20 protein-coding genes are annotated in these 26,154 nt (G+C 52.0%); 8 read left to right on the top strand and 12 right to left on the bottom strand.

The window, feature by feature from the left end:
- Positions 1–12 precede the first annotated feature (12 nt).
- Positions 13–759, top strand: coding sequence for a hypothetical protein (locus J3P34_RS08750; protein WP_210487930.1), 747 nt, complete (start codon positions 13–15; stop codon positions 757–759).
- Positions 760–968: 209 nt separating this feature from the next.
- Here the strand turns inward: J3P34_RS08750 and J3P34_RS08745 are convergent, their stop codons facing one another.
- Both J3P34_RS08745 and typA read right to left on the bottom strand, forming a co-directional pair.
- Positions 969–2,183: an OmpA family protein gene (locus J3P34_RS08745; RefSeq protein WP_210487928.1), complete on the bottom strand. Its 1,215-nt coding sequence runs from the start codon at positions 2,181–2,183 to the stop codon at positions 969–971.
- Positions 2,184–2,506: 323 nt separating this feature from the next.
- Positions 2,507–4,312, bottom strand: a complete 1,806-nt coding sequence (typA, locus tag J3P34_RS08740; protein WP_210463467.1) for a translational GTPase TypA — start codon at positions 4,310–4,312, stop codon at positions 2,507–2,509.
- Positions 4,313–4,874: 562 nt separating this feature from the next.
- Here typA and J3P34_RS08735 point away from each other — a divergent pair.
- The 4 genes from J3P34_RS08735 (at position 4,875) to metG (ending at position 9,388) form a co-directional block, all read left to right on the top strand.
- Complete coding sequence (locus tag J3P34_RS08735) at positions 4,875–5,699, top strand: DUF3050 domain-containing protein (protein ID WP_210463468.1); 825 nt, start codon at positions 4,875–4,877, stop codon at positions 5,697–5,699.
- Between the two features lie 66 nt (positions 5,700–5,765).
- Positions 5,766–6,071 carry a hypothetical protein gene (locus J3P34_RS08730; protein WP_210463469.1) on the top strand — a complete coding sequence of 102 codons (306 nt, stop codon included), beginning with the start codon at positions 5,766–5,768 and terminating at the stop codon, positions 6,069–6,071.
- Between the two features lie 11 nt (positions 6,072–6,082).
- On the top strand, positions 6,083–6,439 hold the full coding sequence (locus tag J3P34_RS08725) for a hypothetical protein (protein ID WP_210487926.1): 357 nt from the start codon (positions 6,083–6,085) through the stop codon (positions 6,437–6,439).
- 903 nt (positions 6,440–7,342) lie between these two features.
- Positions 7,343–9,388: a methionine--tRNA ligase gene (gene metG, locus J3P34_RS08720; protein ID WP_210487924.1), complete on the top strand. Its 2,046-nt coding sequence runs from the start codon at positions 7,343–7,345 to the stop codon at positions 9,386–9,388.
- Positions 9,389–9,469: 81 nt separating this feature from the next.
- Here metG and J3P34_RS08715 read toward each other — a convergent pair whose 3' ends face one another.
- The 6 genes from J3P34_RS08715 to J3P34_RS08690 form a co-directional block, all read right to left on the bottom strand.
- Positions 9,470–10,342, bottom strand: a complete 873-nt coding sequence (locus J3P34_RS08715; protein WP_210487921.1) for an energy transducer TonB — start codon at positions 10,340–10,342, stop codon at positions 9,470–9,472.
- A gap of 96 nt (positions 10,343–10,438) precedes the next feature.
- Positions 10,439–11,311, bottom strand: a complete 873-nt coding sequence (locus J3P34_RS08710) for a hypothetical protein (protein ID WP_210487919.1) — start codon at positions 11,309–11,311, stop codon at positions 10,439–10,441.
- Between the two features lie 155 nt (positions 11,312–11,466).
- Positions 11,467–12,444, bottom strand: a complete 978-nt coding sequence (locus tag J3P34_RS08705; RefSeq protein ID WP_210487917.1) for an NAD(P)H-quinone oxidoreductase — start codon at positions 12,442–12,444, stop codon at positions 11,467–11,469.
- 180 nt (positions 12,445–12,624) lie between these two features.
- Positions 12,625–13,788: a lactonase family protein gene (locus J3P34_RS08700; protein ID WP_210487915.1), complete on the bottom strand. Its 1,164-nt coding sequence runs from the start codon at positions 13,786–13,788 to the stop codon at positions 12,625–12,627.
- A 117-nt stretch (positions 13,789–13,905) separates the two neighbouring features.
- A complete protein-coding gene (locus J3P34_RS08695; RefSeq protein WP_210487913.1) occupies positions 13,906–15,120 on the bottom strand; it encodes an MFS transporter in 1,215 nt (404 codons plus the stop codon).
- A gap of 71 nt (positions 15,121–15,191) precedes the next feature.
- Complete coding sequence (locus tag J3P34_RS08690; protein ID WP_210487911.1) at positions 15,192–16,454, bottom strand: MFS transporter; 1,263 nt, start codon at positions 16,452–16,454, stop codon at positions 15,192–15,194.
- Positions 16,455–16,758: 304 nt separating this feature from the next.
- Between J3P34_RS08690 and J3P34_RS08685 the strand changes: the two genes are divergently transcribed.
- Complete coding sequence (locus tag J3P34_RS08685) at positions 16,759–17,022, top strand: hypothetical protein (RefSeq protein WP_210463478.1); 264 nt, start codon at positions 16,759–16,761, stop codon at positions 17,020–17,022.
- A gap of 95 nt (positions 17,023–17,117) precedes the next feature.
- On the opposite strand, the gene pth is transcribed toward J3P34_RS08685, so the two are convergent.
- The 4 genes from pth to atpD all read right to left on the bottom strand — a co-directional run bounded on the left by pth (position 17,118) and on the right by atpD (position 21,158).
- Positions 17,118–17,678 carry an aminoacyl-tRNA hydrolase gene (gene pth / locus J3P34_RS08680; RefSeq protein ID WP_210487909.1) on the bottom strand — a complete coding sequence of 187 codons (561 nt, stop codon included), beginning with the start codon at positions 17,676–17,678 and terminating at the stop codon, positions 17,118–17,120.
- Positions 17,679–17,887: 209 nt separating this feature from the next.
- The gene (locus J3P34_RS08675) at positions 17,888–19,015 is read right to left on the bottom strand and encodes a trans-sulfuration enzyme family protein (protein ID WP_210487906.1); all 1,128 of its coding nucleotides are present in this window, start codon (positions 19,013–19,015) and stop codon (positions 17,888–17,890) included.
- A gap of 295 nt (positions 19,016–19,310) precedes the next feature.
- Positions 19,311–19,559, bottom strand: coding sequence for an ATP synthase F1 subunit epsilon (atpC, locus tag J3P34_RS08670; RefSeq protein WP_210487904.1), 249 nt, complete (start codon positions 19,557–19,559; stop codon positions 19,311–19,313).
- Positions 19,560–19,652: 93 nt separating this feature from the next.
- Complete coding sequence (atpD, locus tag J3P34_RS08665) at positions 19,653–21,158, bottom strand: F0F1 ATP synthase subunit beta (protein WP_149089285.1); 1,506 nt, start codon at positions 21,156–21,158, stop codon at positions 19,653–19,655.
- A 546-nt stretch (positions 21,159–21,704) separates the two neighbouring features.
- Here atpD and J3P34_RS08660 point away from each other — a divergent pair.
- Both J3P34_RS08660 and purL read left to right on the top strand, forming a co-directional pair.
- Positions 21,705–23,582, top strand: coding sequence for a T9SS type A sorting domain-containing protein (locus J3P34_RS08660; protein ID WP_210487902.1), 1,878 nt, complete (start codon positions 21,705–21,707; stop codon positions 23,580–23,582).
- A gap of 279 nt (positions 23,583–23,861) precedes the next feature.
- Positions 23,862–26,144 carry a phosphoribosylformylglycinamidine synthase subunit PurL gene (gene purL, locus J3P34_RS08655; protein ID WP_210487900.1) on the top strand — a complete coding sequence of 761 codons (2,283 nt, stop codon included), beginning with the start codon at positions 23,862–23,864 and terminating at the stop codon, positions 26,142–26,144.
- Positions 26,145–26,154: the final 10 nt, after the last annotated feature.

Here is a 26,154-nt window from a genome sequence, read left to right as displayed (position 1 = left end):
TACGCGTAATTTATGACAGCAAAAACAAAATATATTGCTTTTGTGGGCTGGGTGATTCTTTTGGCTAGTTGCCAAAGTCAACCCAGCAGCAATTCAACTACAGATTCTTTGGTAAATAAGTTAATGGGCAGTTCCGAACTTACTCCCGAATCAGCTCACCCTAAAGCAAGAAAACTACTAACGGAAGACTTCTACTGGAGTTCTATTGATGAGAGCGGACCTTTTGGTAATGATGACGGCTCAGATGCATTTTATGAGTTCAAACAGTGGCGGGCTGAAAACAGAAATAATAGCCTAACCATATTCCTTGACCAGCTTTTCAGCGAGTGGAATTTCCCAAAGTTTAACCTACAGGAATTGGATACTGTAAAAATCATCCAATACATGAGCAACAAAGCGGAAGTAAACGCAGCGGAGAAGGAAGAACAAATGGCTACGCTGGAGGAGTACTCCAGAAAGATGGCGAAAGAAGCTGGAAAGGAATTCGATGAGGAGCAATTTAGAAAGATGGTGGAGGCAACCTCATCAAGTATGGGAGGCAGATACCTGCTTGGGCTTGATAACGCAATAATTGCCGTAGGGATGGGGCAATTTATTCTGGAAGGTAAAATTGATAAGGAAATTAAGAGTCTTGCCACAATAGCTATAAAACGCGAACTTTTACCTATGCTGATTGAGAGATGGGACGGTCACTATAGAGGCGAGAGGAAAGAAAAGCTAAATAAGATGTTGATTGCTTTTGATAGAATGGAAGAGTAAAAAACTGGTGACAAAACCTCAGCATAAGATGCGGTCAATAGACTTGGCTGACGTTTAGCGTTTGGTTTTCACAAAATACTATAAAAAAGGCCCGCCATATAACAGCGGGCCTTTTTTATAGTAGAAAGTCGTTTCTACATCCTCTACATGAAGAAACAGCTTTGATAGGTTAAAAGAGCATGTTGGTTGTAGGTAATGGGCTAGGGTAATTAAATCTTGACAAACTCTACTCTGCGGTTATTGGCCTTGGCCTCTGCCGTGGTGCCTTTGTCCAGCGGCTTGCTTTCACCCTGGCCTTTGGCTTTCAGACGGCTATCCGCAATGCCCTGGTTCACGAGGTAGGTTTTCACAGCCTCGGCGCGTTGCTGGCTCAACTTCAGGTTAGAGGCGTCGTCACCGTCTGTGTCAGTATGGCCATCTACGCTGAAATTAAGGGAAGGTTGCTCCTGCATGAGTTTTACAATGCTGTTGAGGGTACCCATAGATTCTGGCCTGATCACGGCTTTGTTCGTGTCAAACTTCACGCCGTAGGTCACAATCTTTCCGGTGGCCAGCACCTGGTCATAAAGTTTCTTGCCACCCTCGGCGATGAACACGTTTTTCACCATGGCATTTCCTTCTATCCGGCGGTCTGATTTTATCTTCAGGTTAACCGGTTTACCGGTGACGTTGGGGATGTTGATGAGGCGGTGCTGGTCCAGGTAGATTTTCATGCTGCGCTTGTTGAAGGCGATGGACACGTGGCGCCACTGGCTTTTGGTACCGGCGGCCTCCAGTTCCGCAGAATTCGACCCGAAGTTTTTGAAATGTACCCCTTCTGGTGAAATCACAATCGGGTCCCAGAACATTCCGTGGGTAGCCTCGTTGTACTTGTTCGCGTCGCTCAGGAAATAGATTTCATAGGCCATGTTGGGGTTGTCTGAGTCAAAATAGACGTCCATCTCCACCGTAAACGTTTCAGGCAGATAATTCTCGGTCTTCATCAATGGGCTGATGGCGGTGCCGTTGCTCACCAGGTGAATCACATCAGTGCCGCCAAAGGAAGCTACCTCCGCGTTTCCGTTTTTCAGATCCCAGCGGGAAGGGAACTCGCCGTTTTCCTCACCTTTGAGGTTATCGGCGAACAGTACTTTGTCACCGGGCACGAAATCATATTTGGTCCAGACTTTCGCCTTAGCCTCCGGGGCAGCCGCAGTGACCTCGGCCTCTGCTTCCTCTGCCGCAGTTTCCTGGCTTTCCTTTGCTGCCCCGCTAGATGCTTTTTTACCGCTGGTTACCTGGTCTGCCGTTTTGTTTATTTTGGCATCTATCTTCTCGTTGACCTTGCTTTTGAGTTTGTCAGCGATGTTGAACTGAGCGTGTGCCGGAAGCACTAAAAGGGAGAGGGCCAAAGCCCCGCCAAGCATAGAAAGTCTTGAATTCATAACAGAAAGGAATGAAGGGTTTGAATATGTGATAGAAGTTAGTCTATGAGAGTGCCAGTAAATTGTTCAACCCTGGCCGCTTATATAGACAAGGAACCTTAAGGCAACCCCTATCCCCGTGGATGATCCCTGAAATAAATTCTGCTTGCCTAATATCAGAGCAAAGCAAAGCGTGACTTTTGCGAAAGGTGGGAAATGAAAAGGAAGATGGGTGAAGGTCTTTGGCCGGCCTTTTCATTTTAGGCGTGATTTTAAAAAAACAGCCATAAAAAAAGCCTTACCGCGGGTAGCAGTAAGGCTTTTAAAGGAAATATCAATACTTATTATCCTTGGGAGTTTCCGTAGCGCTTGCGCTCGTTCTCGTCAAGGTAAATTTTACGCATTCTAATGCTCTTAGGCGTCACTTCCAGCAATTCGTCTTTCTGGATGTATTCCATGGCTTCTTCCAGGGAGAATTGTTTCTTAGGAACAATCTTCACGTTGTTGTCAGAGCCGGAGGCACGCATGTTGGTCAGCTGCTTTCCTTTCTGGATGTTCACAGTCAGGTCATTCTGGCGGGAGTGCTCACCGATAACCATACCCATGTACACGTCCTCGCCGGGCTCTACGAAGAACACACCGCGGTCCTGCAGTTTGTCAATGGAGTAAGCGGTACCTGGACCATTTTCCATCGCGATCAAGGAACCGTTGATACGACCCGGGATTGGGCCTTTGAATGGCTCGTAGCTGATGAAACGGTGGTTCATGATGGCCTCACCGGCAGTGGCAGTCAAAACGTTGTTACGCAGACCAATCAGACCACGGGCCGGAATGTTGAACTCCAAGTGCTGCAGGTCGCCTTTAGGCTCCATGATCAGGAGGTCACCTTTACGCTGGGTTACCAATTCAATCACCTTACCGGCAGACTCTTCAGGAACGTCCACTACCAGGTGCTCCATTGGCTCCATTTTCTGGCCGTTCTCTTCTTTGAAGATTACCTGTGGCTGACCCACCTGTAACTCATAGCCTTCGCGGCGCATGGTTTCAATGAGTACAGACAAGTGAAGGATACCGCGTCCGTACACCAGGAAGGTGTCTTCTTTGTCGGTCTCGTCAACACGCAGGGCCAGGTTTTTCTCGGTCTCTTTGTACAGACGGTCACGCAGGTGACGGGAAGTTACAAATTTACCTTCCTTCCCGAAGAAAGGAGAGTTGTTGATAGTGAAGAGCATGTTCATGGTTGGCTCATCAATAGAGATGCGCTCCAATGGCTCTGGGTTCTCGAAATCAGCTAAGGTATCGCCAATGTCAAAGCCTTCAATACCGGTCACGGCGCAGATCTCGCCGGCAGATACAGACTCAACTTTCACTTTGCCAAGGCCTTCAAATACCTGAAGTTCTTTGATCTTCACTTTCTTGATAGAACCATCGCGCTTGCAAAGGCTCATGTTGGCGCCTTCTCTCAAAGTACCGCGCTTTACGCGTCCAATGGCGATACGGCCCACAAAAGAAGAGTAGTCCAAAGAGGTAATCTGCATCTGCGGCGTGCCTTCTTCTGAAGGAGCCGGAGGGATTACGTCAATGATAGCCTCCAAAAGAGGAATGATGTTATCGGTTGGTTTCTGCCAGTCGGTGCTCATCCAGCCGTGTTTGCTGGAACCGTACAACGTCACGAAGTCCAGCTGGTCTTCAGTGGCGTCCAGGTTGAACATCAGGTCGAACACCATTTCGTGTACTTCGTCCGGACGGCAGTTTTCCTTGTCTACTTTGTTTACTACCACAATCGGCTTCAAGCCCAGAGAGATAGCTTTTCCTAGCACGAAACGGGTCTGCGGCATAGGGCCTTCAAAGGCATCTACCAGCAGCAATACGCCGTCGGCCATTTTCAAAACGCGCTCAACCTCACCCCCAAAGTCGGCGTGACCAGGCGTGTCAATGATGTTGATTTTCACATCTTTGTAACGCACCGATACGTTTTTGGAAACGATGGTGATGCCGCGCTCCCGCTCCAGGTCATTGTTGTCCAGGATCAGGTCGTCGAACTGTTGGTGCGCGTCAAATATCTTTGAGGCGTGGATGATTTTGTCTACCAGCGTGGTTTTACCGTGGTCCACGTGGGCAATAATCGCGATGTTGCGGATACTTTGCATTCAGAGGTTATTTTCAGCCCGCAAAGGTAGGGTTTTTCTCAGGCTTTTCTATACTTTTTATGAAAAACGCCTTTTGCCCAACCAGTTACGGATGTTTGCTTGTTGGGAAGAACAGCACTATGCACTACTAAGTTCCGGTTACGGCCATGCTTCATAGTAGAAGTACGGTAGATTACCACTCCGCCAGGTACTATATTTACGTATAAGGTAACAAGCATAATTAGCCACAAGGCCCAGGTCAGGTATTTTCAATATCAAGGGTGGATTTCAGCTAAAAAGGTCAGCCAGAAAGGCAGGTGGGAGCATTCCAGCGCAGGTTTCTTGCATTTTGACAGAAGGTAAATCACTGACTTTAAGTCTTGAGAAACCACTTGAGAAACAATGGTCTTTTTTGTGCTAAAAAGAGAAAATAAAAATAAAACGAACGTGCGTTTTTTGCGTAATCACCGGTTCCAAACGTACCTTTACCCTCCAGGATAGCAGTCTGCAGAAGAGGAGATGTTTGGGGGCCGGGACCGGAAAATCCGTGGTCTGTCTATACCTAATTCTATACCCCCATACTATGCCCGTAACTTTAGATAATTCCGTATCCTTATCCACCCTGTCTCCCTATTATCAGGAAAAGATAAGTTGGCTACAGCAGTCACTTCGCCCGCACCGCGAAGCCCTGATGCAGCATCCGCTCTACGAGTCCATCTATGACCTGGCCGACCTGCGGGTTTTCATGGAGCACCACATTTTTGCCGTTTGGGATTTCATGAGCCTGCTCAAAAGCCTGCAGCGCCACCTTACCTGCGTAGATGTGCCCTGGACCCCGCACGGCACCCCTGCCAACCGCAGACTCATCAACGAGATTGTGCTGGAAGAAGAAACCGATGTGGACCCCGCCGGAAACCCCATCAGCCATTTTGAACTGTACGTGCGGGCCATGGAAGAATGCGGCGCCGATGTCCGTCTGATCCACGAGTTCATGGCCGGTCTGCACCAGGGCAAATCGGTGTTCGCCCAACTGGAGAACCTGCCAGTGCCGGGCCACACTCGCGATTTTGTGTCGCACACGTTCCAGATCATCAACAGCGGCCAGGTACATCGCATCGCGGCCGCCTTCACCTTCGGGCGCGAGGATGTAATCCCGGACATGTTCCGCTGCCTCATTGGTGACCTGAACCGCCGTTACCCCGGTACCCTTGACACCTTCCAATATTACATGGACCGCCACATCCAACTGGATGATGAGGTACACTCACCGCTGGCCATGCGCATGGTGGCTGAATTGTGCGGCCAAGACGAGCACAAATGGGAAGAGTGCCTTCAGGAAGCCATAGCCTGCCAGAAGATGCGCCTGCACCTGTGGGACGGTATCTTGGCCAGCCTGCGACGCTACTAAGCGGCCTAAATCCTTTGGGTGGGGGTTGACGTACTGTAAAGCACAGAGACCTTAACACACAAGACTATGGATTTAGAGAACCTGAGCTCCAACAGCGAGAATATTGAGAATACCGGCTACCTGATTTTAAAAGCCTTTAAAGCCAAAGGCACCCAGGCCGAAGAAGTTTTAGGATGGACTGAAATCTACCCTTTCCTGCACCAGGAGGATGAAAAGCTTCATTACCAGGATGTGCAGAAACGAGCCGAGGAACATTTACGGAACCAGGGATACGCCACGCCAGACCCATCTGGTCTGCGGTTGACGCCTGTAGGCTACAAAGCGGTGCAGGAACTGGAGGATGAGGATTTAAGCCAAAGCAACGCCCGTTAAGCCCCAGTAAGATGCAGACGTTTTTGAGGAGTTTTGGAGAAAAAGGACGTAAAACGTCTGGGTTGGTTCTGTGCCTGTTATGGGGTGCGATGGCCGTCGGCTGTACCTCCTCCCGGGAAAGCCCACCATTGGAAACCGCCGGTCAGCAGCGTACCTACCGGACCACGCCCACCCCGCGCGACCTGAACAACCAGGCCAGCCAGGTGAACCAGAAAAAGAACATAGAGGACCGTAACCCCAACTCGCCCGGAAACCAGACCCCGGCCGTCAGGAGCCAGAAAATACTACCTGGTAGGCAACCCGTAGCGCCAGACACCATCCGGCGCCCCGCCATGCCACCCGCCGTAGGTACTACCACGGGCCAGTAACAGAAACCGTTTTCAGGCCGTTTCCCTGAAAACAACCCCAAAACGCCGCGATTTCCAAGGAGGTCGCGGCGTTTTATTTTGCTGTGTGGATAACGGCTTGTGCAGACCTGAAACCCACCCCAACTCCTCTGAGGAGGGGAATTCTGGAATGCATCAAGAAGCAATTAAGCCGCAGTTCCGGTTGTTGGTGATAATACCAATAACGGTGGGCGAGATTGCGAGAGAACTGTAAGAAATGTAGGGGCACCTCTTGTGGGTGCCCTTTTTGGTAGCGCCTGTTATTTCCAGTAGTTACCAGTGATTGCAGAGGGCCCGCCGGAGACAAGGCATGCCTTGTCTCTACATAATCAGATAACCAAACCAAATGCCATAGCAGGCTGGTTCCTGCGGCAGGCTGGGGCGAAGGCCTACAGTGAGGCCGAGGACCGGCCTGGCGCACGGGTGAACTGTTCAGGTGGCAATGGCCTGCGTGGACTATGGAACAGATACCATTTGCCAGGTGGTACCTTGATTGAAGCCTCACTGTCCGAGCGTCAGCGAGTTGGAGGCTTCTTGATTCTTTTGGTTACTTTTCTCATCAAGGAGAAAAGTGACAAACACGGGCAGACCGCGACTGCAGTCATGAGGCTTTGTAGGAAGGCGGTAGGAAGTAAAAGCTTAGAAAGTGTCTTTGAGGCTAACGCCTCACTGCAGTTGCAAACTGCAGGCCATGGTAGGTCCAAGTCACAGACTTGAACCAGGAAAGAGGGAGGCTCCTTAGAACCAGCAAATCCAGTAAAAGAAAATGCTCAAAGAGAAAATAACTCAACCCGGCAGGAGAGAGAAAAGGCATTTTTATTGCCCGTAGAACCACAAAACAACCTCCCTGCAAATTCGCTATATTTGCCCCTTCAAAGAAAGACTATGGCTGAAATAACCTATCCCCAACGATATACTTTGACCGCGGCGCTGCCCTACGCCAACGGTCCCGTGCACATTGGGCACCTGGCCGGCGTGTACATTCCCGCCGATATCTATGCCCGTTACCTGCGCTCGCGCGGCCGCGACGTGAAGTTTGTGTGCGGATCTGATGAGCACGGCGTTCCTATCACAATCCGGGCCAAGAAAGAAGGCATCACGCCGCAGCAGGCTGTGGACAAATACCACGAGCTTATCAAGAAATCCTTCGCCGATTTCAACATCTCCTTCGATATCTATTCGCGCACCTCGTCGCAGACGCACCGCGAGGTGTCCTCCGGTTTCTTCCTGAAACTCTACAACGAGGGCAAGTTCATTGAGCAGACTACCCAGCAGTACTATGACGAGAAAGCCCAGCAGTTCCTCGCCGACCGCTACATTGTGGGAACCTGCCCCAAGTGCGGAAACGAGAACGCCTACGGCGACCAGTGCGAAAGCTGCGGAACCTCGCTCAACGCCACAGACCTCATCAACCCCAAAAGCACTTTGAGCGGCGAGCCTCCCGTCCTGCGTGATACCAAACACTGGTACCTTCCGCTGGACCAATACGAGGCCTGGCTGCGCGAGTGGATTGTGGAAGGACATAAAACCGACTGGAAAACCAACGTGTACGGGCAGTGCAAAAGCTGGATCGATCAAGGGCTGCAACCCCGCGCTGTAACCCGTGACCTGGACTGGGGCGTGCCCGTGCCAGTGGAAGGTGCCGAAGGAAAAGTGTTGTACGTGTGGTTCGATGCGCCCATTGGGTACATCTCTGCCACTAAAGACCTCACGCCCGACTGGGAAACCTACTGGAAAGACCAGGGCACCAAGCTGGTGCACTTCATCGGCAAGGACAACATTGTGTTCCATTGCATCATCTTCCCGGCCATGCTCAAGGCCCACGGCGATTACGTGCTCCCCGACAACGTGCCCGCCAACGAGTTCCTGAACTTGGAAGGCAACAAAATTTCCACCTCCCGCAACTGGGCAGTGTGGTTGCACGAGTACCTGGAGGAACTGCCCGGTAAAGCCGATGTACTGCGTTACGTACTCTGCGCCAATGCCCCTGAGACCAAGGACAACGACTTCACCTGGAAAGACTTTCAGGCCCGCAACAACAATGAGTTGCTGGCCATCTTCGGGAATTTCATCAACCGGGTGGTGGTACTCACGAACAAATACTACAACGGCGCCGTGCCGCAACGCGGTGAGTTGACTCCTTTTGATGAGGAAGTACTGGCCCAACTAGCCGATTTTCCTGAGAAGGTTGCCGCTTCCCTGGAGCAGTATCGTTTCAAAGAAGCATTGGGTGAACTGATGAACCTGGCGCGCCTGGGCAACAAATACCTCGCCGACACTGAGCCCTGGAAACTGATCAAGACAGATGCCGCTCGCGTAGAGACCATCATGAACATCGCGCTGCAGATCTCAGCCAGCCTGACCATCTTGTCTGAGCCGTTTTTGCCGGAAACAGCCAATAAACTCGCCGCGATGCTCAATTACACGCCGGGCAAGTGGGACGAGGCGGGTTCACCTGATCTCATTCCTTTGGGGCACAATATCGGCGAAGCCGCTTTGCTGTTTGAGAAGATTGAAGATGCTGTGATTGAGGCGCAGGTGCAGAAACTGCTCAATACCAAGAAGGAGAACGAACTGGCGAACGCCGTAGCCGCGCCGGCTAAAGAAGACATTAACTTCGAGGATTTCTCCAAGATCGACATCCGGATAGGCACCATCCTGGAAGCCGAGAAAGTAGCTAAGACCAAGAAACTCCTGAAGCTGAAAGTGGACACCGGCATTGACCAGCGCACCATCGTGAGCGGTATTGCCGAGCACTTCAACCCCGAGGAAATCATCGGGCAGCAAGTGAGTGTATTGGTGAATCTGGCGCCACGCGAGATCAAAGGCATTGTGAGCCAGGGCATGCTCCTGATGGCCGAGAACGCCGATGGTTCTTTAGCTTTCATGCAACCCTCTAAGCCAGTGGTGAACGGCGGTGGCGTGAGCTAACTGAACACAAGCGTCGTTTTGGGTTATTCCCTGAAAAGGAAGCCGAAAGCAGAAACCAAATAGAAAAGTCCCGTCAGGAATTTACCTGCGGGACTTTTTCTTTGCAGGTTTCGCGGGTTCATCCATTATTTGGAAAGTCACGGGTATTGCATACCTTGTTTTTACTTTTCTACTGTTTACCAGGGCAGGGTTCCAGGCGGTTGAAGCTTCCAGTTTTTGAAGGACTGCTTTATTAAAACCGTCGTATGAGCTGTTTAGAGCCTTAAATTCCCCCAAATGGCCTGCCTCATCTACCGTAAACTGTATGTAAATAGTGGCTTGTACATCTGCATAGAGTTCATTTTCAGGGTAGGGGATTGTACTGGCTAGCTTTTGTACGAAAGCCTGGATACCGATTTTGGGCTCGGCTCTTTGGTCCAGCTTTATGAAGATAGAATCTTTCTGGGCGGGCCGGTACGTGAAGGCAGAAACCAGCAGCGAATCTTTATAGAAGTAGTGCGAGTTTTCTGTGCTGTCTTTGTTCCAGTAACTGCTGTTGCCAGTGCCTTTGACCAGATAGGGTTTGTTGTCACTATTCCACAATTGTGCGTAAAGTACGCGCGTGCCATTGGCTACGATGTCTGAAGAGGGTTGTCCGGCTTTTGTGAAGGTATGCACCCTGGCCTTCAGGTTGCTGAAATAAGGCTCTACCAAATGATCAGCTTGGACTCTGACATACCATAAATAATCATCGGCTTCGTCTAAAGAGGTTGTGCCGGTTATAAAGCTTTTCTGCTTCAGTGTATCATATTCATAATCTTCTGTCCGCACTTTATTTTCCTCTAAGAAGTAGCGCCTTTCAAAGCCAGTTTTAACGCCCCGTTGGGTTTGGAACCTTTCTGAAAAGTATCTGACCTCTTGTGAGAAGGTCGTCACAGAAAGCAGGGAAAGAATAAAGCAAAAGATGAAGCGCATGGGAGGGGAAGTCTCATGGGAATGAGGTGTAAATATAAATAGAGGAAAGCATATATAGGAACCGAAGCAGAATTGCCTCGTTATTGATCCCAAGCGTTAATCCTCAATGAAGACCTGATTTTTGGGCGGGAATAGCATGTCAACAGCCTGTATGAGCCTAGCGCGGGTCTTCTTGTTGCGCTTGATCAAAGCCAACGACTTGTACTGGAACTGCTGCAGGCGGGCCACGTCCTGCGCAACGGTAAAGTTTTTCAGGTGAGACTCCAGGAAGAACTGGCTGATGTGCTCGTTCCACTCATCTTTGTTGCCCCAATAATGCGCGAGCCAAGGTTTGGCTTCCCGCAAGCTGTAGGTCTCCTGCAGGGCCACCGAAAGCGCAAACTGCTCAATAAGGCGGGGCGTTACCTGTTGGGCGCACATTTTGTCGCAGATATCCAGCGCCAGGGTTACGGCCGCCAGGTTGTGCTGGCTTGGCAAAGCCACCACGCCTGCGTTCCACATCTGGTGGTGCTCATTCAGTTTAAACCTTCCCAAATCCATGCCTTGCACCTGCTGCCACATCCGCTTCTCGGTTTTGCTCGGCAGCTCAGAGAGCCTTCCTTCGGGTTGGTGCATGAAGGCCGTCCCGTTCCTTAGTTGGCTGCACAACTTCTGCGGGTTCTGGTACAGGAATACGTCTGAGTCTACGTACATCACCGGCTGGTCTGGACTCTCCTTGATGAGTTGCTCAATGGCTTTGATCTTCACGCGCCAGAAGAACTGGTGCGGACCTTCCCAAGCGGTGAGCTGTTCCTGGGTTACGGTGATCACCTGCACCTGCTCCTTGAGGCGCTCATAGTATTGCGGATAATCGGTGAAGACGTAGATGGTGTTCAACTCCTGCTGGTACCTCAAAAACGACAGAATGGCGAAGTTTGCCTGGTAATGGTTTTTGATGTTGGGACCAAAAGTGAGGAACAGTAGGTTCATGCAGGGCTTCAGTGAAGAATCAGAAGGTTAAAGATAAGGTGAAAGGATTGACCATGAAAAGAAGGAGTGCCTGCTCCTTTGTTTTAAGGCCATTTTTCTGGAAACAGGCGCTAAACCTAAGGTCTTCTCCTTTACTCTATCGGGTGCTTTGGGGTTTAATCCCGGGATACCTTGAGAACGATCTTTCCAATATGGCCGCTGCTTTCCATGAGTGCATGTGCCTGGGCGGCCTCGGCTAAGTCAAAGGTTTTATAGAGGACGGGTTTGAACTTTCCATTTTCCAGGTTGGGCCAGACGTGCTGCTCAACTTCGGCGGCGAGGGCGGCTTTGAAATCAGCGGAGCGTGGGCGCAGGGTGCTGCCGGTAATGATGAGGCGCTTCTGCATGACCTGCCGCACATCAAACTGGCCCTGAGTACCTTGCATGGCGTTGATGAACACTAACCTACCATCGGGTTTGAGCAGGCTCAGGTTCTTGGGGATGTATTCACCGCCAATCATGTCCAGCACCACGTCCACCCCATCTGCTTTGAGTTCCTCGGCGAAGTCCTGGGTCTTGTAATTGAGGCAACGGTCGGCGCCTAGTTCTTCGCAGGCGCGGCATTTCTCATCGGTGCCTGCGGTGGCGTACACTGTGGCGCCCCAGGCCTTGGCCAACTGAATGGCCGTGATCCCGATGCCGCTGCTTCCGCCGTGCACCAGAAAAGTCTCGCCAGGCTGTAAAGCGCCTCTTTGGAAAACGTTGTGCCAGACGGTGAACACGGTCTCGGGCAGGGAAGCGGCCTCGGCAAAGCTCCAGCCTTGGGGCACGGGCAGGCAGTGGCGAGCGTCCACTACCGCGTATTCGGCGTAACCCCCGCCGGGGAGCAGAGCGCAAACGGCATCACCTTCTTTCCAACGCTCCACCCCCTCGCCGCAGGCTTCCACGGTGCCCGCAATCTCCAGGCCTGGGATGTCAATGGGAGCGCCCACAGGTGGCGGATAATTGCCTTTGCGTTGTGCCACATCAGGGCGGTTGATGCCGGCGGCGTGCACGCGCACCAAAAGCTGGCCCGCCTCCGGTGCCGGAGTAGCACGTTCCTGTACCTGCAATACCTTGGGTGCGCCTGGTTCTGTGATCACCACTGCTTTCATAGTCCCATTTTTTAAATGAAGTATATAGAACCTATACCTTTTGCCGGGAAGGAGGTTTCAAGCTGGGCGCAAACCGTTGGAAATACTCCGATAGCCTACTTTAGGTAAGGCAGGAACCAGGAAATGGAGGAGTCGGTTTAGGGCTTGTTTTGCAGAAAACAGGCCCTAAACAGTTTAGAGTTACGGTCTTGGAGTCTCTGGGAAAGCAGGCACTACCTGTACGTAAACCGGTGATGGCACCGCGGCGGAGTTTCCGGTGTAGGTCAGCTTGCCGGTCTGGGTGTCTACTTTGAAGGTGGTGATGTTGTTGGAGCGTTGGTTGGCCACCAGCATGGTTTTGCCCGATGGGCTGAGAGTGAAGTTGCGGGGCCAGTTACCCTGAGTGCTTGCGTGCTGCACCAGCGTGAGTTTGTTTGTGTTCTGGTCAATGGCGAAAACCACAATGCTGTTGTGCCCCCGGTTAGAGCCGTAGAGGAAACGACCATCAGCGGAGACGTGGATGTCAGCGCAGGAATTTTCTCCGGTGTAGTCTGCGGGCAGCGTGGGCACGGTTTCCACCTCGGTAAGGGCACCAGTCTGTGGATTATAGTTGAAAGCCGTAAGCGTGGCGTTCAGCTCATTGATGACGTAGGCAAAGCGCTTGTTGGGGTGAAACGTAAGGTGCCGCGGCCCGGCGCCGGTCTTGGCCGTGAAAGCCGACTGCCGCTCCAGTTTGCCGTTTTCTTTGTCAATTTTATAACTGATGACTTGATCAATGCCTAAATCCACGGCCAGTGCGAAGTTATTGTTGGGGTCTGGGGTGATGCAGTGCGCGTGCGGACCATCCTGCTGCTGCGGCCGAGGACCTTTGCCGGCGTGCTGTTCCATATCAGTGGAGGCGCTCAAACGGCCATCGGGTTGTACCAGGTAGGCAGAGACGTTGCCGCCCACGTAGTTGGCCACCATGGCCATTTTGTTTTTGTGGTCCAGGCTGATGTAGCAAGGCGCGCCGCCCAAAGAAGGTTGCTTGTTGAGAAAAGTCAGGTTTCCGGTTCTCTGGTCTACGGAGAAGGCACTCACCGCCCCGCTTTTCTGGCCCTCGTATTCAGTGGTCTCATTCACCGCGTACAGGTGCTTGCGGTCATTGTCCAGGGTAAGGAACGATGGATTCTCCCCGCCTTTCACCGCGAAGGCCCTGGTCAACGTCCCGTTCTCCTCGTCTAACCGGTAGGCGAAAATGCTCTCTGCATCTGGCTTGGCGTAAGTACCCACGTACACCAGCATTTCCTGTTGCGAGGAGGAACTTTGCTTTACCACAGAACAGGCCACCAGCATCACGGTTAAGACGATTAAAAGAGACATCATTGTTTTCATAGATCAGAGGAACGAAGTGTTGGTGAAAGATGCCAAAAAGATGGCAAAGCAGAAAAAGCTTTTCCGTTTTACGGCTGATTTCTTGAATAAGGGAAGAAAACGCAGATCCTATCCGGCCTGCAAGCGCCTTACCACATAGTAGAACCCCACAATAGCCACCAGGCACAAAGCACTGGCACCCCACCATAGGGTGTCAAACCCAAAGCTGGCGATGACCGTGGTACCCACAAACGGCCCTATAATATGGGCGGCAGAGTAAGACAAACTGTAAAGCCCCATGTAAGAGCCTCGGTTATGCGCACCAGAGCGCTGCACCGTAATTGTGCTCATAAAAGGCATGGCCAGGATCTCAGAGAGGCTCATGAGCAGCACCGAGATCACCAGCACCGGGAACCCTTTGGCCACGTTGAGCAGTACAAACGCCAGCGCCAGCAGAAACAAACCCAGCACAATCATCTTCCATAGCGCGTGTTTATCGCCTATGAGGTACACAATGATCATCTCCAGCAGGAACACAACCATCCCGTTGAATGCTAGTAGCGCACCAATCTGCAGTTCAGACAAGTGGTAGACCCTTCTGAAGTAAAGCGGCATAGTGGAGAAGAACTGGAAGAAGGCCACGGCAAAGCAGCAGCACAACACCGCAAATAAGACAAAGAGGCCATCACGGTAAGGAGAGCGGGTAATCGCTGGCGGCATGGGTGTCTCTCCGGCTGTCTGCGGTTGGGGATCGTGCCCCTGCCGGTGCCTGAAATACAGGAAAAACAACACCCCCGCAGAAAGGCTGGTAAGACCATCGGCCAGGAAAAGCCATTGGTAAGAAACCGTAGCCAGAATCCCGCCCAAAGCCGGCCCGATGGAAAAGCCCAGGTTAATGGCCATACGGTTAAGGGAGAAGGCGCGGGTCACGTTCTCGGGCCGGGCGTAGGAACTCACCGAAGAGGCGTTGGCCGGGCGCAGGCACTCGGTTAATAAGCTGAGGAGGAAAATGCCGCCCGCAAAGAACTCAAATTGCTTAAACGAGAGCATCACAAAGAACCAGGCGCCACCCAGCGTCAGGCTGAAGAACTGCACCTTGAAATGCCCAATCCTATCGGTGAGCCAGCCGCCCAGGAACGTGCCGCACATGGAGCCCACCCCGAACAGACTTAACAGCACGCCTACCTGCTGCAGACTGAAGCCCAGGGCCTCGGTGAGGTACACGCTCAGGAACGGCACCACCATGGCCCCGCTGCGGTTGATGAACATCACGGCGGCCAGAAACCAGGCTTCTTTGGAAAGTCCGCCGAAGGCGTTGCGGTAAAGGGAAAGGATTGGGGTCATTCTAAAGCGGGTAGCGGCACAAAAGTAGAGAAATGAAACCAACTCTGCCGCTTATAAATGAACCGGGCTTTTTAAACTGGGTCAGGTACGGCCAGGTTGAAATTCAGCTCAGTTGAGGCCTGCAACCGGCGCACCACCAGGTATAACCCTCCGGCGGTGAAGACACCCAACGCGCTGCAGGCCCACCACAGCGCGTTGAACCCGTAGGCATCAATGAGGTGGGTACCCGCCAGAGGACCCACCACAAACGCCACCGAGTAGGAGAGCGTGTAGAGTCCCATATAGGAGCCTCGGTTCTGCAGACTGGACCGCTGTACCGTAAGGGTACTTGTAAAGGGCAAGGTTAAGATCTCTGAAAGAGCCCAGAAAACCACCGAGAGGACCAGCACCAGAACCCCGTTGGCCATGGGAAGCAGCAGGCAAGCCATAGCCAGCAGCAGGAGTCCGGGCACAATCATATTCCAGAGCCTTCGCACCTTGCCCAGTCTATAGATGATGACCATCTCCAGGAGAAACACCAGCAAGCCCTGCAAGGCCATTAAGGCGCCAATCTCAGACTTAGACAAGTTATGCACCTGTTGCCAGAACAAGGGCAGGGTAGTGAATAATTGGGAAAACACCACCAGATAGCAGCAGCACAGGAAAGCAAAAGCCAGGAACAACACATCACGGTACGAGGAAAGCAAGGAGCTGGAGTTTAACCCGGGATCTTTTGGTTGGGCATGCGGGCTGGCTTCCACTGCCGCGGACTTTCTGTTTCTGAACAAAAAGAAAAACACCAGGCCGGCCGTGAGGCACGTGAGGCTGTCGGCCAGAAAAATTAGTTTATAAGACACCGTGGCCAAAAAGCCTCCAAGCGCCGGGCCTAGGGAGAAGCCCAGGTTTATGGCCAATCGGTTCAGGGAAAAGGCCCGGGTTACCTGCTGAGGCGGCGAGTAGCCGCTCACCGCAGATTCATTGGCCGGCCGCAAGGTCTCGGTTAAGATGCTCAGCAGGAAAAGCCCTCCGGCTACCGTCTCAAACCGCTGCATCCAAAGCACAACCATAAACCAGGCGCCGGTCAGTAGATAACTCCCCAACTGTACCTTGAAATGGCCAAACTTATCGGTGAGCCAGCCGCCCAGAAAGTTACCGATGGTGGCACCCACCCCATAGAGGCTTAGCAGCACCCCAACCTGCTTCATACTGAAACCCAGAGATTCTGTGAGGTACACGCTCAGGAACGGCAACACCATGGCTCCGCTGCGGTTGATAAGCGATACTGCCGCCAAATGCCAGGCTTCTCTTGGGAGCCCACTAAAGGCATTGCGGTAAAGGGAAAGGAGTAGAATCATTGGGGGGAATTGCGCGACGCAAAATAAGGTAAATGGCACCAATTCAAAAGCATACACCGGGTGAGAACGTGGTTTTAACTTCCGCGGACCTGCGTCTGTCGAGTCTCAAGTAGTATGCTTGCAGCATTTCTTAACTTTAATTAAACAAGGCTCCGGTGCTTTAAGGAAGGGAGTTAACGAAAAAGAGCGAATTATCCATCAAGCCACTTGGGTATTAGGCAGGCGCCCAGCCGCTAATCAGAAGGAAGCCAGGAGAAATCTCTTAATACTGGCAGTTTACGCAAGAAAAATAAACCAAAAAGCCATGCTGCAACTAGAATTGAAAAGGAGCCAGCCGGAAAGGGTGAAAGAGCAGGAGGAGTTTGCCCTGGCCAATGAAAAGCTGCAGAGATTTCAGGATCAACTTAGCCATCACCTCCAGATGCTTTTAGATGAGGTGGTGGCGCTCGGAAATAAAATGGAGACCGATACCGCCGCCAATGGGGAGTCTATGAGCCGGAATTTCAAACGTCTGAAAGTACAGGCCGAACTTCTGGCCCGGAATCTGGAACTGCTGCGCGCCGTCTAACGACAACTCATTTCCCTGAAACTAAGCCAGCGTTTGGAGGCTGTTTTATAGAAAACGGCTTCCAAACGCTGGCTTAGTTTTCTTATACAGGGAAATTACTTATTGAAGAAGTTCATGGTGCGCTCCAGCCCAATAGTCCCGAAGGAAAGGCTCATCTCGGCGGCTTTTTCAATATGCGTCTGCAAGTCAATCTGCTCATCGGCAGAAAAGGGGCTCAACACATAATCTACCTGCCGGCCCTTGGAGAACTGTGAGTCCACCCCAAACCGCAGCCGCGGATATTCATTATGGCCCAAGGTCTCCTCAATGTGTTTGAGGCCGTTGTGCCCGCCGGCGCTTCCTTTGGCGCGCATACGCAGTTTACCGAAGGGCAGGGCCAGGTCATCGGTGATCACCAGCATCTGCTGGGCCGGAATCTTCAGAACGCTTAGCCAATGTGCCACGGCTTTGCCGCTCAGGTTCATGAAAGTGGTGGGTTTCACCAAGGTGAAGTGCTTGCCTTTGGTTTTGAACTCGGTCACAAAGGAGTGACGGCCGGTGTCAAAAGAAACCTCGTGCTTTTTGGCCAGGTGATCCAGCACCATAAACCCGATGTTGTGCCGTGTATCAGCGTATTCTGGGCCAATGTTGCCCAGGCCCACAAGTAAGTATTTCATATCAGTTGGGGTGTCATCTGCTGGCTGAGCAGTCTCTTTGCCGCCGAGCCAGTTGACTAAACGTGTAAACATCCTGCAAAGGTAAGGCTCTTAGTTCATAGTGTTTAGTTGTCAGTTTGTGGTAATCTAGATTTTGAAGGTATCAGGACACTCAGTAAGCTCATTTCCTTCTGAACTATCAACAATCGCTACTAACAAATCGCTAACACCTAAATAGCCGCCAATCCCTGCTCCAGATCCGCGATGAGTTCCTGCGCATCCTCGATACCCACGGACAACCTGATGAGGCCCACGGTGATGCCCATCTTCTCCTGCTGCTCCTGGGTGAGACCACGGTGCGAGGTTCCCAGCGGATAAGAAATGGAAGTAGTAACCCCAGCCAGTGACGGAGCAAAAGGAATATGCGACAAGGCTTTCATGAACCGGTTCACGGCTTCGGTTTCATCCGCGATTCTGAAGGACAGCATACCGCCGCAAAGGCCATTGCCCTGCTTTTGCGCCAGCTCGTGCTGCGGATGCTCCGAGAGACCGGGATAGAAGACGGCCTGCACTTTGGGGTGCTGTTGCAGGTATTGGGCCACGGCCAATCCATTGGCAGAGTGCTCCCGCATTCTGAGCTTCAGGGTTTTCAGGCCACGGGCACCCAGCCAGCTCTCAAACGGACTCAGATTCAGGCCCCAGGTGCGCATGATCTGGGCGGCCCGGGTAGCGTCTTCGGCTTCTTTGGCAATGAGCACGCCGGCAGTCACATCGCTGTGGCCCGAGAGGTATTTGGTTACGCTGTGGATGACCAGATCAGCACCCAAATCCAGCGGACGGGTAATCACCGGTGAGGCAAACGTATTGTCTACCACCAGTTTGATACCCCTGGTTTGGCACTCCTGCGCCAGTTTGCTAAGGTCCATCACCATCATCATGGGGTTGCTGATGGTCTCGGCCAGGAACAGTCTAGTGTTTTCGCGCACGTAGCCTGCCAGGGAGTAAGTATCAGCGGTAGGCACGTAACTAACCTCTATGCCCAGCCGGATGAGTTCATTGGAGAGCAGGGAAGAGGAGCCGCCATAGATTTCCTCGGCGCAGAGTACGTGATCGCCGGCTTTGGCGTACACCAGTACCGCGGTGAGAATCGCCGACATGCCGGAGGAGGTAGCCACCGCGCCTTGTCCATGTTCCAGTTTATTTACTTCCTGGGCCAGTTCCTCGCTGTTGGGGTTGCCGTAGCGGGTGTACATGTAATGCTGACCAGGCTCCTGGAAGTAAGCCTCCAGCGCATTCAGGTCTTCAAACGTGAAAACCGAGGTCTGGTAAATGGGGGTGATCTTTGGCGAAATGGACACTTTATTAATTAGGAATTAAGAATTAACGATTAAGAATTGAAGGTGTTCTTAAAGTTTGCCACAGTGCCATTGTTGGTGTTATCACCAACAATCCAACGTCAAGAAAAACCTTGGCTCCCTCACATTCTTTACAAACAACCCGCAATCAACAATTAACAACCAACAATTCTAAAGGTAGTCAGAAAGCAGTAATTCTATTGATTCTGTTTTAGACCTGCTTTTGCGGAAAGAGCTAAAAACAAAAGCCCGTCTCCTGGAAAGAAGAACGGGCTTTTTAAATGGAAAACAGGAAATCTTAGGCGGTTACGGCTTCGGCCAGGACAATGATCTTGTTGTCTAGCACCTCCACAACTCCCCCGTCAATCTGGAAGGCCACTGGGGCTCCGGTGGCAGGCGTAATGCGTACCGTTCCGTTGGCCAGGGCACTGATGAGGGCGGCGTGGTTGTTCAGCACCTCAAATCCACCATTAATGCCCGGAAACTTAACCGAGGTTACGTCGCCTTCAAATACTCTTCTATCTGGGGTAATGATTTCTAAATACATTTCTTAGGAGTTCTGAGTCTTGAGTCTTGAGTTCTGAGTCAAAATCTTGCACAGACTCTGGACTCAGAACTCAAGACTCAGAACTAATGAATATTATTTTGCTTCGGCCATCATTTTCTGACCTTTGGCAACGGCGTCTTCAATGGTACCAACCAGGTTGAAGGCTGCCTCAGGCAGGTTGTCATGCAGACCGTCCATGATTTCGTTGAAGCCACGGATGGTGTCTTTGATGTCAACCAACACTCCTTTCAAGCCGGTGAACTGCTCGGCTACGTGGAATGGCTGAGACAAGAAACGCTGCACACGACGCGCTCTGTGTACGACTAATTTATCTTCTTCAGATAATTCGTCCATACCCAGGATGGCGATGATGTCTTGCAATTCTTTGTAACGCTGCAGGATCTCTTTCACGCGCTGCGCGGTGTTGTAGTGCTCAGCACCTACCACATCAGCGGTCAAGATACGGGAGGTAGAATCCAGAGGGTCTACCGCAGGGTAGATGCCAAGCTCAGAGATTTTACGGGAAAGTACAGTAGTAGCATCCAAGTGAGCGAAGGTGGTCGCTGGAGCCGGGTCAGTCAAGTCATCCGCAGGTACGTAAACGGCCTGTACAGACGTGATGGAACCACGCTTAGTAGACGTGATACGCTCTTGCATGGCACCCATCTCAGTCGCCAAAGTTGGCTGGTAACCTACCGCAGATGGCATACGACCTAAAAGAGCCGATACCTCAGAACCTGCTTGGGTGAAACGGAAGATGTTGTCAATGAAGAAAAGGATGTCACGGCCAGAACCGGTACCATCTCCGTCACGGAAAGATTCAGCAATGGTCAAACCAGACAAGGCCACACGGGCGCGGGCCCCTGGCGGCTCGTTCATCTGACCAAATACGAAGGTAGCTTTAGAGTCTTTCAACGCGTTAGCGTCAACTTTGGAAAGATCCCATCCGCCGTGCTCCATAGACTCCATGAACTCGTCACCGTATTTCACGATGCCTGATTCAATCATCTCACGCAGCAAGTCATTTCCTTCGCGGGTACGCTCACCCACACCGGCAAACACAGAAAGACCACCGTGGCCTTTGGCGATGTTGTTGATCAACTCCTGGATCAATACGGTTTTACCTACTCCGGCACCCCCGAACAAACCGATTTTACCTCCTTTAGAGTAAGGCTCAATCAGGTCAATTACTTTGATACCGGTATATAATACCTCTGATGAAGTAGAAAGGTCCTCGAAACGTGGCGCGTTGCGGTGGATAGGCAGGTCTACCAAGCTGGCAGGCTGCGGAATACCGTCAATGGCATCGCCAATTACGTTGAACAGACGGCCTAGCACGTTGTCGCCGGTAGGCATTGAGATAGGAGCCGCAAGGTCAGTTACTTCCATGCCGCGGGTTAAGCCCTCAGTTGCGTCCATCGCAATGGTACGCACGCGGTCTTCGCCTAAGTGCTGCTGAGTTTCCAGTACCACGCGGGCACCGTTCTCTTTCACCACTACCAGGGCATCCATGATGTTGGGCAACTTAGAATTCTCACCCGAGAAGCTAACGTCCACTACCGGACCGATCACCTGGGTAATTCTGCCAATATTCGCCATTTGGTTGGTTTATAATTATTTAGATAGATACAGTACTCAATCAGGGTGCAAAACTACTGCATTCTTCCCTCATTTCCATAGAAGTAGGTAAAAAGTTTTGGATGTAAAAGGCATTAAAGCGCGGTTTTCGGCCAAGGTCTGTTTTAGCGCCGATTCTGGCAAAATAGCCCGGAATCGCTTTGCAGATACTAAGGAGGGAAGTAAAGTTAGTTTTGGCTCCACACAGCTCAGGAACACACTCGCCTTTGATAATTTTGCTAAAGCCTGAGCCACTGCATCCAGATGGTAAATCCGGATATTTTCTGTTCACGGCCGCCCTTGAACGCGCGAGCTGGTTTGTCAAGGTTAGGCCTAAAGAAGCGTCCCTTTAGGTTTTGGGTGATAGGTACGGGTCTGTTTTTAAGGCGTTTTTGAGATCTCAGGTGAAAACAGGATCTGCCATTGGTAGGGGAAACGCCGATTGAAGTTGTCAAAAGGTAAGTGGCCGCGTCTTAAGTAATGCGCTGGTTGCCCGCTCCTTTCGTCACCACCAGATCCAGGCCATATATGAAGACCAGACTTGTACGTTTCTTTTTCCTCTTCTTTTTACCTTTTTCATCCTTGGCGCAGACGCAGCAGTGCTGGGAGTGCTCCATTCCCGGTATTGCGCTGTATGACTTTGATGTGCAGGTTCCCAAACCCACCGATCCGGCGGCGCTTACTGCCTGGCGGAAACTTTTCCTGCCGGCCGGGCACGTGAACAACATCCTGTCTACCACCCTTGGCGACAACCCCTGTTTCACTGTCTTCCACGCCGATGACCTGGAAAGGGACAGCCCCGATCCGGACCACATTAACCTGCCGGGCACCCGTGACCAATCCTACGCCGATTACCTGGTAACCGGCACTGTAACCGGCTCCGGCGATGACTACACCGTGCAAATCAAAGTCATAGGCGCCATCAACCGGAAGGTGGCCGTGACCAGCAGCGCCTCCTTCAAGCTCTCTGACCCGGATGGTCCGCGTGATGCCGCCGTGCGGGCCGCAAACCAATTGAACCCGCTGCTGGACAAGATCAGAGCCTTTGAACAAGCAGAAAGGGAAGCCAGCACCAATGTGGCCTTGCTATCTATGATGATTGGGCAGGTGCAGCCAGTGGACATCAAGATCACACCAGCCAAAACGATCCTGAGCAAGAACGAGGAGATAGACGTGGAGATTGAGATGGTGGATTGCGACGGCTACAAACTTAAAAACCGGAAAGTGCGGTTCACCTCCGGCGAAGTGGCCGGCCTTTCCGTTCCCGGCACCACCTGCGGCCAGATCATCCCCTCAGAAGTCACCACTGATGAGCAGGGAAAGGCGAAGGTGAAGTATAAAGCCGGTAACCAGGCCTGCTCGGGCAAGATTGTGGCCTACTACGGCTTTACCCATCCCAACGGTAGCCCTGGCATTATGTACGGAGAGGTGCCCATAAACGTGGAGAACACAGACACCTGGTATGTAGATGTGCACTACCATTATAGAATGAAAAGATCTTTGGATAAGACCTCTCAAACCTCAGAAGGTACCAAATATGATAAAGGCTCTTCTAATTATGAGACAGAGTACAGGGCCCAGTTTCTTTACCGCCCCAAGGAGCCCATGACCGACAACATCAGCATCAGTTCACTTGCTGAACCTGAAGCTGAAGGCCAGGTTTTTGATTTCTTTGAGCAGGGCAGCCATACTTCCTTCGGGAATTCTTACATGAAAATGGTCTACAAAGGCGGCCCTGTTGTGACGGACCGCAACCGTCACCTGGCCACCGGTAAGCCAACTGATAGGCGTCTGGCGGCTATCAACTTTGATTATGGCCGTTTCGGGGATATGCTGAGCCTGGCGCTTGATTTTGAAGTTGACCGTACCTCTACCCAATCAGGGGGCTTGGGCAACGGTACTAATACCTCTAAAGACGTAGAATCTGTGGGGCAGGTAACGGTATTTGACGGCATAAACGGAGGCAAGATAGAGGTGTTGCCGCCTACGTCCACGTCCAGGTTTAAGATGTACAAGGTTACCTTCCATGAGGAAAAAACCAACAGTTCTTCCGGTTCCCGCATCACCTGGAGTGAAACTGTCAGAGCCTACATCATGTCGCCCACCATTGTTACGGGCATCTTTGATAACCTTGAAACCAAAGAAAGCGGCCTGGAACTGGAGCAGAACTTTCCCAACCCTTTCCAGGGCTCCACAGTTATCTCGTACACGCTACCAGCCAGGGCACAGGTTTCCCTCACGTTGTATGATGTGGCAGGTAGACCCATGAGGGAATTGGTGCATGAGACCAAACCCGCCGGGTTCCACCGGGTAGAACTGTCTGGCCTTGATCTGAAACCCGGTATGTATTTCTATAAATTACAGGTGGGTAACCAGGTGGCCACCAAAAGGATGATCCATTTGTGAAGTCATAGAAAAGCAACTTAGCCACTTATTGATTAATGACTTCAAGAGCCGGTGCCGGGTAAGCGCCGGCTCTTTGGGTTAGCTGCGGTCTGGAAAACTGGTTCAGAACACTTAGGGTTTCGCCTTTTGGGCAGCTTGTAAACTTCAAATGAGGCAATTCAGGGAGACTTTCTACCGTTTCTGAAAGCAATGATTTCATGCCCAGGGGCTTCCTTTTAGGGGCTGTTTTTCGGTTTTTGTCCTGCTTTTGGGAAAACACCTGAAAAACGATGCAAAAAGATGGCAGTGCCTTGTAAAAGAAATCTTTATTTTTGCCTTGTCTTACCAAACCCAATACCCGTCTTGGAAACCCAGACCCTGACTACCGTAGAGACCGCCCAGAAACTGGGCCTCCTGCCCGAAGAATTCGACCGTATCAAAGAAATACTAGGCCGCACGCCCAATTTTACCGAGCTCAGCATCTTCTCTGTGATGTGGTCTGAGCACTGCTCCTACAAAAACTCCATTGTCTGGCTCAAGACTTTGCCCAAAGACTCACCGCGCATGCTGGCCAAAGCCGGCGAAGAGAATGCCGGTCTGGTAGACATTGGCGGAGGTTTGGCCTGCTCCTTTAAAATTGAATCCCATAACCACCCATCGGCGTTGGAGCCTTACCAGGGCGCGGCCACCGGCGTGGGCGGGATCAACCGTGATATCTTTACCATGGGTGCCCGGCCTATCGCGCAGCTGAACTCCCTGCGTTTCGGGAACCCTAACTCAGATAAAACCAAGCGCCTTTTAAGAGGTGTGGTAAAAGGGATCGGGGATTACGGCAACGCTTTCGGGATCCCGACGGTGGGTGGCGAGCTGTTCTTCGATGACTGCTACAACGTGAACCCACTGGTAAACGCTTTCTCGGCGGGTATTGTGGAGGTGGGTAAAACCGCCAGCGCTACCTCGCACGGTGCCGGAAACCCGGTGTTCATCATCGGGGCGGCTACCGGCAAGGATGGTATTCACGGCGCGGCCTTCGCTTCTAAAGACATCACCGAGGATTCTGTGAATGATTTGCCGTCTGTACAGGTGGGCGATCCTTTCCAGGAGAAACTGCTTTTAGAGGCTACTTTGGAGATTCTGGCCACAAACCGCGTGATCGGGATGCAGGACATGGGAGCCGCCGGTATCACCTGCTCCACCTCAGAGATGAGCGCCAAAGGCGAAAGCGGCATGGAGATCTGGCTGGACAAAGTACCTACCCGCCAAGCCAACATGCAGCCGTTTGAGATCCTCCTTTCCGAGAGCCAGGAGCGTATGCTGGTGGTGATGGAGAAAGGCGCCGAGGACCTCATCTTCCAGATTTGCGATAAGTGGGATATGTCCTGCGCCCAGATTGGCGAGGTAACCGATACCAAACGCCTGCGCTACTACGTGAAAGGCGAACTGGTGGCCGATGTGCCTGCCGAAGACCTGGTATTAGGCGGAGGAGCTCCGGTTTATCACCGCGAGTACCGTGAGCCAGCTTATTATCAGGAAGCCAAGAAATTCTCCATTGACTCTGTACAGGAGCCAACTGACTATAAAGCCGTAGCCGAGTTCCTGGCCACGCACCCCAACATTGCGTCTAAGCGCTGGGTGTATAAGCAATATGACTCCATGATCGGGACGTCTACCTTGACCACCAACCGCCCCGCCGACGCCGGCATTGTGAAGGTGAAAGGTTCTGACAAGGCCATCGCCATTACCGTAGACTGCAACAGCCGCTACGTGAACGCTGATCCTGAGGAAGGTACTGCCATTGCCGTGGCCGAGGCCGCTCGTAACATTGTCTGCGCTGGCGGCGAGCCCGTGGCCATTACTAACTGCCTGAACTTCGGGAACCCGTACGTGCCGGAGGTGTACTGGCAGTTTGTGGGCGCCATCAAAGGCATGGGCAAAGCCTGTACCGCTTTCGGGACCCCAGTAACCGGTGGTAACGTGAGCTTCTACAACCAGTCCTCGGACGAAGGTCCGGTGTTCCCAACGCCAACCATTGGTATGCTGGGGATTGTAGAAGACAAAGCTAAAACCATGACCCTGGCCTTCCAGAACGAGGGAGACGCTATTTACCTTTTGGGTGATGCCGCCAATGACATCGCCTCCAGCGAGTACCTGTATTCTTACCACAACGTGAAACTGTCTCCGGCCCCGGCCTTTGACATGGAGAAAGAGTTGGTGTTGCAGAAAACAGTAAAATCCCTGATTGAAGAATCGCTCATCCAGTCGGCCCACGACTGCGCCGATGGTGGTTTGTACATCACGTTGCTGGAGTCCGCCATGCCTAACGAGCTGGGATTTGCCGTGACCACCGATGAAAATTTCCGGAAAGACGCATATTTATTTGGCGAGAGCCAGAGCCGCGTGGTGGTGAGCGTAAGCCCGGCCCAGCAGGAGGCGTTTGAGAATCTGGTAGCCGGTAACGGCCTGACTTTCAAAAAAATTGGTGAGGTGACTGCCCGTTACTGCGAGGTGGACGGGGAGGTTTTCCATGCCATCCAGGTCATCAAAAACAGCTATGACACCGCCCTGGAGCGGATTATGGAATAAATTTTTTGAA

Origin of the sequence: Rufibacter aurantiacus (assembly GCF_017916345.1) — a bacterium.
Taxonomy (GTDB): domain Bacteria; phylum Bacteroidota; class Bacteroidia; order Cytophagales; family Hymenobacteraceae; genus Nibribacter; species Nibribacter roseolus.
The sequence above is the reverse complement of the archived record's forward strand: the minus strand, read 5'-3'. Positions and strand labels throughout refer to the sequence as shown.